Source organism: Falsirhodobacter sp. 1013 (assembly GCF_051195255.1).
Lineage (GTDB): Bacteria > Pseudomonadota > Alphaproteobacteria > Rhodobacterales > Rhodobacteraceae > Falsirhodobacter.
In genome coordinates this window covers 1-11,437 of sequence record NZ_JBNJLK010000029.1, presented here as the reverse complement: position 1 = coordinate 11,437, position 11,437 = coordinate 1, and the positions used below count along the sequence as shown (strand labels likewise).

Genomic DNA, 11,437 nt, shown 5'->3' with positions numbered 1-11,437 from the left:
GGATTATGAAAACCAGCTTCAGCAGCTTGCCGCCATGACGGGCGAGCGCGGTATCAGTGACATTCTCAACAGCGTCACAGACAAGGAAACCCGGGAAGCGGCCGAAAGCCTGTCCTCGATCATGGGCGGCGCGATCGGCGGTTCCCCCATCGGCGGCAACGCTTCGGTGCTGACCGACAAGATTGACGAACTGAAGGAAACCTTCGCTCTTCCGAACCTCGATCAATTCCTAGGCTCGGATCTTCCGCAGGACCGTGCGATCGCCACGCAGGCCGGTGCAGGTATGGTCGCGATGGCAACGGCCGAGGACACCTACACACGGTCGAACGCGGCCATGGGGCGGGTGAACACGCTGATCGACCGGATCGACAGCAACGCGGACATGAAGGCCAGCGTGGACTTCAACTCGCGGATGCTGGCCGAAGTCGCGGTGCTGCTGAACGAAAACCTGCGCGTCCAGGCCAGCATCGCGAATGCGATGGGCACCGATGCCCTGACCGCTGCGAGAGACCGCGCCTCGCAGCGCAACTTCCTGCAGGGCACGAACGAAGGACAATGACGATGAAACGCACGGGAACCGCCATGCTGGCCGTTTTGGCAATGGTGATGGCGCTGGATATAGCAGGTGGTGCTGCACAGGCTCAGGGTCTCCCATCTTGGGTATGCAAGCCCGGAGGACCTGCCGCTATAGACTCCGCCACTGCGCGCAGTCTCTCGAGCAACCCCACGATGACGAAGGTTTTGCAGGAATATCGTGCCCGTTGGGATGCCGCTTATATTCGCCAGGAATGCGATGCTGCTGCCGCTGGACGGTCCGCGAATATTAGCTGCCTTTAAGGGCGGCGTGATTGGGATGCCATTCAGGCAATGATCCCCTCCGACATGCAGAATGCCAGCCGCGAAGCTCTCCGCCCGCTCATACAAGAACTTCAGGGCGAAAGCGACGGTATCCGCGAGGCGTTCGCCCACTGCCGTAGCCTTGGCGTGATCAAGTAAGGATCTGGACGATGGCAACCTACATCGCAGACACGTTGGGAAGCATAGACGAAGCCATTCTTGGCTATACTGAGTCCGTGTTTGCGGATTTTGGCGGTGCCATCGCCACGACCTGCCAACTCATGGGAGTGGTGGCTCTGGCCTTCATGGCCGCCAACTCCGTCATGCAGTTGGTGCCCATCCGCTTCACCGACTATATAAAATGGGGTGTGCGGTTCGTCGTCGTGACGATGATCGCGACCTCGTGGCAGCAATTCCAGCCCATCTACGATATTGTCACCAATGTGCCCGGAAACTTGGGGGTGGCTTTCCTGAACGTTTCGGACGCTTCCGATTTGAATGGTGCATTGGATGAGATGATCACCGGCCTGTTCGACTTCTCGGATCGTGCCGCCGAAGAAAGCAGCATGTTCTCGATCTCGCTGACCTCGGTGCTGATCTGGGTTCTCGGGGCACTACTGGCCGTGGTGGCTATCATCGTCATGTCTCTCGCGAAGGTCGGCCTTGCCATGGCCGTTGCTCTGGCTCCGATTTTCGTGCCCTGCCTTCTGTTCAAGGCTACCAGCAACCTGTTCGAGTCCTGGGTCAAGTTCACGCTCGGATTTGCGATGATCCCGCTCGTGACGGCGGGTGTGATGGGTGCAATCGTGGGTATCGGCACGAACCTCATCGCCGAAGCAGATGGCGCGACCGAACTTTCCGAAGCTGCGGGCTTCCTGATTGTCTCGGCGGCGGGCATCTGGCTCATGGCACAGGTTCCGACGCTGGTGAACAGTCTGTCCGGCACGATCACCGCGACAGCGACCGGCATGAAGTCCATGCAGGACACGGCGGGCGGCGCGGCCAAGATGGCGGCGGCGGTGGCTGCGCCCTATGCGGCCGGGGCGATGGCGATGGCGCAAGCCGCGGCCTCTCCCGCTGCGGGCCAAAGCCGGATCGCGGCGGCCATGGAAGAACGCCAAAGCATGAAGGATGCGGGCAAGCGCAACGTCGAGCTGACCGGCATCCGCAATGCCGAACGGGGCCACAAATCCAGCTTTGGGGAACGGCGCGAGGCCGATTGGGCCGCGCGTATGGAGCAGCACCGCGAGAACAAACGCTTCCGCCAGCAGCAGCGGGGCGTGGAAAGCGCCTCGCATGTGGACCGCGCCTCCCAAATGCTGGATCGCAAGACCAAAAAGCCCGGCTCCTAAGCCGCCCGACTTATCCACCTGAATGACATTCCTGCGCGGATCGATTCCGCGCCACTTGAGGACTCTGCCTAATGTTCAAGAGAAAGACCGCTTCCGCGCCCGCCCCCGCCGCTTCGTCCGTCGCGACGGCGTTCGAAGATGAGGTGTTCTTCACCCTGCGCCGTCAGCGGAATATCGGAGCGGCCTTCGGGGTGGCGGGCATGGGCATTGGCCTTGTTGCGGTGATCGCGCTGGCGATGGTCATGCCGCTCAAGGAAATGCGCCCCTACGTGGTCATGGTGGACCGCACCACGGGGGAAAGCGAACAGGTCGTGGCAACACGGCCCACAAGCCTGTCGGATCAGGAAGCGGTGCGAGAGGCGGAGCTGGTGCGCTATGTCACCGATCGCGAAACCTATGACGTGTCCGACAACAGCCAGCGCATCCCGCAGGTGAATGCGACCTCGGACGGGCAGGCCGCTGCCTCGCTGCGGGCGCTGTGGAACTCGGGCAATGACCAGTATCCGCCGAACCTCTACGGCTCGGGGATGCTCATCACCGTGTCCGTCCGGTCGATCTCGCTTCTGGACGACGACACGGCACAGGTGCGGTTCACCCGCACTTATGAACGCACAGGCCAGACGCCGACCACGCGGGATTTCGTGGCAACGATCACCTTCCAGTTCCGCCCGCGCACGGAAACCTCGCTGCAACAGGTCTGGGCCAATCCGCTCGGCTTCACCGTCACCAACTACCGCGTCGATGCGGAAACCCTGAACGTGAGGGGGAACTGATATGAACCGGCTTGCCACGCTTGCCGCTGCGGCGCTTGTCGCCAGCATGGGCGCCGCTTTCGCGGAAACCGCTCCGCGTCCCTACTCGGCCGATCCCCGCATCCGCTACTACAATTACAGCGAACATGACGTGTATCGCCTCGACGTCTACATGCGCTTCATCACCTCGATCCAGTTTGCCTCGGGCGAAAACATCGAGTCCGTGCAGGTGGGCGACAGCGCGTCGTGGCAGATCGTGCGCCTGAACCGGGGTGACGTGTTGTCGGTGAAGCCACTTGTTCAGGGGGCCTATACCAACATGACGGTCTACACCGATCGTCGCGTCTACACGTTCGAGCTGAACGCGAAAACCGCGCAGGCGGGGTCGCACAGCCCCAGCTACCGGATCAGCTTCAACTATCCGAATGAGGTGGCCCGCGCCCGCCAGCAACAGGCGGCAGTGGCGGCACGTCCGAAGGATTACAACTACTTCGTTGCAGGCAAATCGACCAGCATCCGTCCCATTCAAGTCTACGATGACGGTGTGAAAACCACCTTCCGGTTCGCGCCGAACGCGCCGCGTCCCGGCATCTTCGCAGCCAATGCGGACGGTCAGGAAGCCATCGTGAACGTGCAGCAGACCGATGAAGGGTTCGTGGTCAACCGCACGTCCGACCGCTGGACGCTGCGGATCGGGGATGAGGAATTGTGCATCGCCAGCGGCGAGGTCGTGAAATCCGTCCGGGGCGGCCGTCAGGCGCAACCGGCTAACAGCCATCAGGGGGTGATCCAATGACCGATCAGGACAACGTCCCCCACGATGCTGAATACGAGGATCGGCCGCGCCTGCGCCCAGATCCGGAAAACGACCGCGACGCTCGCGTGGCGGCGCGCAGTTCCGAGTTCGACGGGGGCAGTCCCGGCAACATGGTCAAGATCCTCGTCGGCGGTCTCGTCGGCATCATCATCCTCATTCTGGCCCTGATGCTGATCGCGCCTCAGCAGATGGCAAGCCTCTTCGGCGGTGGGCGCACCTCCGAGGCGCAGGACATGCAATCGACCAGTTCAGGCGATACCGGCCTGTCCACGGAAATCACGGAGCGGAAAACAAATCTCGAAACGGACGTGCCGGATACGGCACTGCCCGAGGGCGAAACAGCCGCGCCGACTGGCAACAGCGCGTTGGCCGACGCCGAACGGCGGCGGCTGGCGGAGCTGGAAACGCGGCTGAAGGCCATGGAAGAAGGACGTGGCGAAATCACCCGCGACCTTCTGCAACAGCAGGCCGATGATCTGCGTGAACAGTTCGAGCGCGAACGCCAGCTGGCGGAGGAAGCCTATCAGCGCCAGCTTCAGGACGCGATTGCCACGCAAGGGATGGACGGCGAAGCCGACGCCCGTCAGCGTCTCGAAGAAGAACGCGCCCGCCTCAACGCGATCAACGAGGCGCAGGTGTCGTCCGATCTTCTGGTGCTGGACAGTTCGGGTCAGGTGACGGGGGGCGGTGCCAGCGGGGCCGGTGAACGCAAGCTGTCCACGAATGAGCAGTTCATGGCCTCGGCCTCGACGGCCAGCTACGACACGGTGCGGGCCACGCAGATTGCCGCGCCAGACCGGACCATCGTGCAGGGCACGACGCTGGAAGCCGTCTTGGAAACCGCGATCAGCACGGAGCTTCCGGGCGTGATCCGCGCCGCGATCACCAACGACGTGTATTCCTATGACGGCTCGAACGTGTTGTTGCCGCGCGGCACCCGCCTGATCGGCAGCTACAATTCGGACGTGTCCATTGCCTCGAACCGGGCGCAGCTTGCATGGAACCGTGCCATCACGCCGGACGGGCGCAGCGTGGAACTCGGCGGCTACGGCGCGGATCAGTTGGGCATGTCGGGCCAGACCGGATTCGTGGATACGCGCTTTGGCGAACGCTTCGGGTCGGCCTTCCTGATCTCGATGCTGGCGATCACGCCGCAAGTGGTGGTGGACGACAGTGCCGGCGCGAACACGCAGGAGCTTGCGGAGGACGTGGGCGAGGATCTGGAAAACACGACGCAAAGCGTGATGAACGATTACCTGTCCTTGCCGCCCGTCATCTACATCGACCAGGGCACGACAATGACCGTGTTCGTGAACCGCGATCTGGTGTTCTGATGATGAAAGCCGACATGGACAACACACCCGTGGTCGTTCCGGCCAGTCATGCAGAGCAGGGGCTTCAGCCCCTGCGCGAGCTTCTGACCTCGGACGACGTGAACGAGATCGTCATCAATCCCGACGGCGGGATCTGGGTCGAACGCTCGGGAACCGAACACATGATCCGGTGGGAGGGCATCCTGCCCGAAAACCGGATCAAGCCGCTCGGCGGGCATCTTGCGGGGGAAACCCGCAACCAACTCGGCGCGAAGCACCCCATCGTGTCGGGGCGTGTCGTGCTGTTCGGCCATACCATGCGGGTGCAGATCATCGTGCCGCCGGCCATCGAGAAAGGCGTGTCCGTCTCGATCCGGAAATACGTCAGCCGCGTCCTCGATCTTGACGAAATAGGATTCCTTGATGGAGCGCAGGTCGATGTGGACGCGCTGCGCCTCGACCGGCTCAAGACCCTGATGAACATGGCGGCGGCGGGTGATCTGCAAAACCTGTTCCGCGCCGCGATCCGCGACAAGCTGAACATTCTGGTGTCGGGCGGCACGTCCTCGGGCAAGACGACGCTGGCGCGGGCGCTTCTGGCGATCAGCGATCACGGCGAACGCATGGTGACAATCGAAGATGCGCCAGAACTACACTTGCCGCACCCGAACGCGGTGGCGCTGGTAGCGGAACGGCGGGCCGGATCGGAACGCTCTCCCGCCCTTTTGCTTGAATCCGCGCTGCGGATGCGGCCGGATCGGTTGATCCTCGGGGAAATCCGTGGTGTCGAAGCCCTGAACTTTCTGGAAGCCATCAACACGGGCCATCCAGGGTCCATCAGCACGATCCATGCCGACAGTCCGGTTCTCGCGCTGGAACGGCTGGCGATGATGGTCATGCGGGCGGGATTGAACCAGACACGGCAAGACGTGCTGGACTACGCGCAACAGACGATCGACTTGATTGTGCAGGTCGGCCGCCGCGGCGGAAACCGTGGCGTCCTTCAGGTCTACATGCCCGCACTGGCGAAATGAAGAACGCCCCCGTAAGGGGGCGTTCTTCAGATTTTGGGCTCGGTGCGCTTACTATTTTCCGCGCCTAAAAGATTCAGCCTTTTCCTTAGATCACCTGCATTCGACTTGCCGATGATAGAGGCGGCCGGTGTGTCTTGCTCGACAGGCCGAACCTCTGGCGCGTTTTGCATCTCGTCCGCTCGCATGTCAGACGTGCTTTCCCGATTGCGGTTTGCCTGTGCAAGACTATTTGCCTTGTCTCTCCACGCAGTAAGATCCTCCAACAAAGAACCTTGGCGCTTCTCAATAGCGTGCAGCCGGTTCAGGACAGGTTCTTCATCCACGGCATCTGGTGGGCTTGTTGTCGGACGGTTGGGGTCGTTGACTGGCTTGACTGTTTCCATGCCTGCATTCGACTCAGGCGTTTGCGAGGACGGATGGTGTTCCTCGCCCTGTTTTTCAGAAGATAAGACGGGGGTTGTCTCTGCCTCCCGCTCGGCCGGTGTCGTGTTGGCAATCGGCGTGGCCTTGGGTTCTTCCGGCGCAGCCGGCACAGCTTCCGCAGGTGACTCCTGAACGAACGCTGCGGGTGCCGGCTCCGGGGCGGGTGCGGTCTGGCTGTCCTGCGGGTAGAGCGGCAAAGAGGCAGGCGCTGGCGGTGCGGGCGGCGGATCATCCAGCGCAACCGTTGTTTCCTCCAAAGCCGGCGGCGGATCATTGTAGAGCGAAAGCGGCTGCGGATGCGGGCCGGTCTGGCTCTGGTAGATCTTCTTCAGATAGCGGTCACGGTAGTATTCCACCCGATCCGCGATGATCGGCGGCATTCCCTGCACCAGAACCACGATCTTGTTCTTGGGCAGCATCCGCACCTGTTCGGCACGCAAAAGCCGTGCGCCTTCTTCCCGCTCCTGCCAGTTGCTTCCCATTTCGTTCGTGCGCCACGATTTGCTGCGGGACTTGCGGGTGAAATCACCAATGGCCCGAGAGATATATTCGGGCGTGTCCTCGTCGGCCGGGGCCATGAACAGTTGCAGGCGGCAGTTGGCAAGGAAGCCCGACGCGCCTTCCTTGCCGTAGAGATCACGCAAGCTGGCGATGCTCTGCACCACCAGCATGACGCGGCCGCCGAACCCGCGCAGGGTCGTGATGGCGGTTGCCAGCACGTCCATGCGGCCCAGGGACACGAACTCGTCCAGGAGCAACAGGACGGGAAACTTCTCGTCCTTCTGCGGCATCGAGGCTTGCAGCATGGCGATGGTCTGCTGGAACATCAGGCGGATCAGCGGCGCCAGCGGCACAAGGTCGTTAGGTGAGACGATGATGAAGATCGAAGCTGGATCGCGGCGAAGATCGTGGATGCCGAAGTCAGAGACCTCCGTAGCCTCCCGCACGGCCGGATCGGCCCAAAGGCCAAGGCCGCCGTCCGACAGGACGGACAGGTAGGAACTCAAAATACGGCTTTCCATGCCTGCCATGCGATTGAAGATCGTCTTTGCTTCGTCGCTGTCCACCTCGGCCGCCAGACGGCGGAACACGTCCGCCGCCTCCCCCGGCGTGGCATAGAAAGCATCGTAGACGGCGGCGATAGTCGGCGTGCCGCGCTGGATGGCAAGGATGGCCCCTGCGGCGAACACGTCGCGCGCGCCTTCCAAGAAGCCTTCGCCGTTGCCCTTGGCGATGATGAGACTGGCGGCCAGCCGTCGCGCCTCGGTGAAGCGGCGACGTTCGCGGGCACTGACCACATACATGAGCGGGTTGTAGCGGTGGGTCTGGCCGTAATCGTCATAGGGGGCGAATTTGAACACGCGGTCGCCCAGTTCTTCGCGGCGACGGGCGGTCAGATCGTAGTTCTCGCCCTTCACGTCCAGACAGAACACGGAGCCCTTGTAGGTCAGGAGCGTGGGCACCACGATCCCGATGCCCTTGCCGGAGCCGGTGGGCGCGGTGATGATGCTGTGAGGGATTTCCTCGGTGCCGGGACGCGTGGACAGAAACTCGCCACGGCTGCTCGGGCCGCCCAGCTTGCCGTAGATCGGGCCTAGGATGTTTGCGGTGGTGGCAAGAAGCTCGGCCCGCTTCAGGTCGGCTTTCGTGGACCAACGGGCCGTGCCGTGACTGCTCAACGGCTTCTTGAAGCCAATAGCTGGCACAAGCACCGTGAGCGCGGCCATGACGCCAAGGCCGATGTAGAGGGCCATGCGGAAGGGTTCGCCAAAATAGCCGCGCGTCCAAGGTGCGAAGTCGAAAACGCGCAGCACCTCGATGTTGGCGAGATCCCCGCCTGTCTGCCACGTCACGTATCCGCTGGCGGCAACGACGCCCAACAAGGCCCCAAGAATAAGCCCGCCACCGGCGAGCTTTGCAATTTCGGTTGTCTGTGCCATGCGCCGCCCTTTTACAGCCCGTGGCCGCTATCGCGGTCCTTGCCCTTGGCCTGACGCGCGGCAATGTCGCGTTCCGCCTCGGCCATGCGTTCGGCGCGGTCAGCCAGCTTCTTTTCGTCGGCGGTCAATGCACGGGGCTGCGGCGTCGGTGTCGGGGCCGCGTCCTGTGTCCTACCCTCCGTGCTGTCCATGGCACGTTGAGCCTGACGGGCGGCAATCTCGCGTTCAGCCTGCGCCATGCGGTCGGCGCGGTCCAGTTGGGCCGCCTCACGCAACAGTTCGTTCGTGCGCTCTACGGGGATCTGCCGATCATTCGGGCGAACGTAACCCTCGGGCGGGCGCACAATATCGGTCGCCTGATCCCATGCGGCAGAGGCCACGGCGGCATAGGCGGGGGACTTCGCGGCGAACGACCGGAAGGCGGCCCCGGCGTTTTCCACCTGCTTTTGACCCTCGTTGCGGACATCCGGAGAGTCGGAATAGCCGTAGTTGAAATCGGTTTTGGTGAAGGTGTCCCGCAGCGTGCGGATCGAGGCCATGTCCACCTCGCCGTAGCGATCGGCACCCACGGGCGCGCGGTCGGCTTGCGGCTGGCGGGGCGCTGCGTCAAAGACGGCCTTGATCTGTTCAGGGGACAGGCTGCGCTTGTCGGGCGCAACATATGCTCCGTAAGGCGCTTTGATATTGCCCGCCACCTCGTCCCATGCGGCCGACGCGACGGCCGCATTATCGGGGGAACGCTCGGCAAACTTGACGAAGGCTTTTCCTGCTGCAGCCACTTGGGGACTGTCGATGCGATACGTGCCGCTTGAATCCGTATTGGGCAGCGTCCAGTCCACGGCACGGAATTGGTCGCGCAATGCCGCCGCTTCATTCTTCGGTGCATCGACCGACACGCCCAAGGCCCGCTCGTTGGCTTCGCGATAGACGCGCTGGATCGCCTGATGGACTTGCGCCAAGGCGGCATTGCGCTGCGACGGGGTTTCCTCGGCGTCGCCACGTTGGCTGCGGGACATTTCCCGTTCCTGCGCCTCGGAGGCGGCATACTGCTGCGCCAGCCCGCGCGACGGGGCTTCGTCGGAATAGCGGGCCACCATGGCGATGCCGTTCAGTCCGGCGCGTTCGGCAAGCAGCTCGACCTGGCGATCCGCCTGCCCTTTGATTTCCGCATAACGCGCGTCGTAATTGTCCTCACGCATTCCACGATACTGCCCATCGGGGGCCGGTTGCAGGAACGCACGCAGAGCGTCCCGCTCGGGCATCGACGGGGCAGCCTCTGCCTTCAACTCTGCAATCTGACGCTCGAAACGCACACGATCAGCACCGGCGGGAATGTCCGCTACCGTTTGATCCATAGAGGTGAAGTTATCACGCACCGTCGTGCGCGCCTGCTCAAGGCGTTCTGCCATAGGGGAAAGATCCTTCTGGGTCAGGGTCGTTTTGTCGTGATGGTCGGGAGTAATCTCCATGCCGTGCGCCAACCGTTCGGAGGCGGTGCGGAGCAAGGCGGAAAAATCCGGATCGGTGGCTTGCAGAGCGGTTGCGTCCGCTTCCATCCGGCGCGCGTGATGGACCAGGGCGGCGGCCGCCCGGATCGCGCTTTCTTCGGTGTGGGACGGAGCCACCGGCTTGCGTCCTTCGGCCTGTGCCCGACGATACTCCGCATCGGGCACGGCCCGTTGATGAACGCCACGGGTCAGGCGCGGGGTCGCCTCAAGGTCGATCCCGTGTTCTCCGGCCACGCGCACATGCACGTCGCGGAAGGTCTGATAGTTGAACTCGCTGCGCTTTGAGACGGCCAGCCACGTTCCGTTGTCCAAGCCCCGGCGATGCACGATGACATGGATATGCGGATGATCCTTGTCGGTGTGGAAGGCCGTGTAATAGTCGAAACGGTCGCCGCCGAACTTGCCAGAGCCGAACATTTCCTGCGCCCATGCCCGCCCCGAGGCTTCGGCGGCGGTCGGGTCGGTGTTGATCGGAAAGCTGACCACGAAATGCGACGTGCGGTCGGCCTTGCCGCCTTCCGTGGGCATTTGCCAGCCGCGTGCCATGGCAGCGGCTTCCTCGGCGTCAATCTCGACGCCCATGTATTCCTCGGAGCGGCGCAAAGGCAGATCGTCCTGACGACTCAGGTAATCCATTTGCGCCATCAAGCCCCGCGCGGTGGAGGCACCGCCACCTTTCACCATCTTCACAACGGATTGCGGATTGATAGCTGGTAGAGGCTGCGAGGAATACGCGGCACCACCGGGCGAAACGTCTTTTTCATGGGAGGCTTTGAGCGCGATCTGCATTTGCAGCATTCGACCGCCACGGCCCAACTTCACCTCGGCCCAATCCTCGCCCATGACCGCATCCAGCGCCGAATAATGGCGCGGGGCTTTGCGGGCATTTGCCAGAAGATCGGGAACGTGAATGCTCACGTCTGAGCCGCTTTCTTCAACCGCTCGGCCCCGTCAGACCGTCGCTTGTCGATGTCGAAAAGGGCCTGAAGGTAGGACTGCACCCGCGACAGCTCCTTCCCAAGACGTTGCCGCTCTTCCATGAAGGCGATGAAATCCGGGTCCGTGGTGCGGTTCGCGGCCTTCGCGATCTGGTTCACGTTGACGGCGATGCCCCGAAGCTGACGGGAAATGTCGGCCAGATGGGCGACGGCGCCCGCATCTTCTTCCAGAAAACCACTCACCTGACGGGCCATGATCCGCAGCGCGCGGTTTCGCTTGATCCCCAAAGCGTCGATCTGGGCGTCGAACTCCGCCAGCTCGGCCTCCGTCAACTTCACGGAAATGGTCTTGGTCACGACCGCCTTGGACGTGACGGCATCGGGGTCTGTCCACTGACCGCCGATCATGCGGCGCTTCTTCCACGGCTCTTTTTGCTTTTGGTCATCGCTCATGGGCGGGGGCCTTGCTGGGGTGGGTTTCGATACTTATAGCACAAGGTTCTACTTTTGCATATATCCTGCC

General features: G+C 62.7%; 9 protein-coding genes. 6 read left to right on the top strand and 3 right to left on the bottom strand.

What is annotated here, in order from left to right; genetic code table 11:
- From ACSHZY_RS18415 to virB11, 6 genes are all read left to right on the top strand, one after another.
- On the top strand, window positions 1-559 hold a 559-nt coding region (locus ACSHZY_RS18415; RefSeq protein WP_435171635.1), incomplete at its 5' end, for a type IV secretion system protein.
- A gap of 448 nt (window positions 560-1,007) precedes the next feature.
- Entirely contained in the window at window positions 1,008-2,189 is a 1,182-nt protein-coding gene (locus ACSHZY_RS18410) for a type IV secretion system protein (RefSeq protein ID WP_435171633.1), read from the top strand.
- 71 nt (window positions 2,190-2,260) lie between these two features.
- The gene (locus tag ACSHZY_RS18405; protein WP_435171632.1) at window positions 2,261-2,962 is read left to right on the top strand and encodes a virB8 family protein; all 702 of its coding nucleotides are present in this window, start codon (window positions 2,261-2,263) and stop codon (window positions 2,960-2,962) included.
- A gap of 1 nt (window position 2,963) precedes the next feature.
- Window positions 2,964-3,737 carry a TrbG/VirB9 family P-type conjugative transfer protein gene (locus tag ACSHZY_RS18400; RefSeq protein ID WP_435171630.1) on the top strand — a complete coding sequence of 258 codons (774 nt, stop codon included), beginning with the start codon at window positions 2,964-2,966 and terminating at the stop codon, window positions 3,735-3,737.
- Entirely contained in the window at window positions 3,734-5,092 is a 1,359-nt protein-coding gene (locus tag ACSHZY_RS18395; RefSeq protein WP_435171628.1) for a TrbI/VirB10 family protein, read from the top strand. Before ACSHZY_RS18400 ends, ACSHZY_RS18395 begins: the two co-directional genes overlap by 4 nt.
- A 14-nt stretch (window positions 5,093-5,106) precedes the next feature.
- Window positions 5,107-6,105 carry a P-type DNA transfer ATPase VirB11 gene (gene virB11 / locus ACSHZY_RS18390; protein ID WP_435171626.1) on the top strand — a complete coding sequence of 333 codons (999 nt, stop codon included), beginning with the start codon at window positions 5,107-5,109 and terminating at the stop codon, window positions 6,103-6,105.
- A 26-nt stretch (window positions 6,106-6,131) separates the two neighbouring features.
- On the opposite strand, the gene virD4 is transcribed toward virB11, so the two are convergent.
- From virD4 to ACSHZY_RS18375, 3 genes are read right to left on the bottom strand one after another with little or no spacing between them, the layout of a single operon-like run.
- Window positions 6,132-8,468, bottom strand: a complete 2,337-nt coding sequence (gene virD4, locus ACSHZY_RS18385) for a type IV secretion system ATPase VirD4 (RefSeq protein WP_435171624.1) — start codon at window positions 8,466-8,468, stop codon at window positions 6,132-6,134.
- Between the two features lie 11 nt (window positions 8,469-8,479).
- Window positions 8,480-10,894, bottom strand: a complete 2,415-nt coding sequence (locus ACSHZY_RS18380; protein WP_435171622.1) for a relaxase/mobilization nuclease domain-containing protein — start codon at window positions 10,892-10,894, stop codon at window positions 8,480-8,482.
- Window positions 10,891-11,367, bottom strand: coding sequence for a DNA mobilization endonuclease VirD1/MobC family subunit (locus tag ACSHZY_RS18375; RefSeq protein ID WP_435171620.1), 477 nt, complete (start codon window positions 11,365-11,367; stop codon window positions 10,891-10,893). Before ACSHZY_RS18375 ends, ACSHZY_RS18380 begins: the two co-directional genes overlap by 4 nt.
- Window positions 11,368-11,437: the final 70 nt, after the last annotated feature.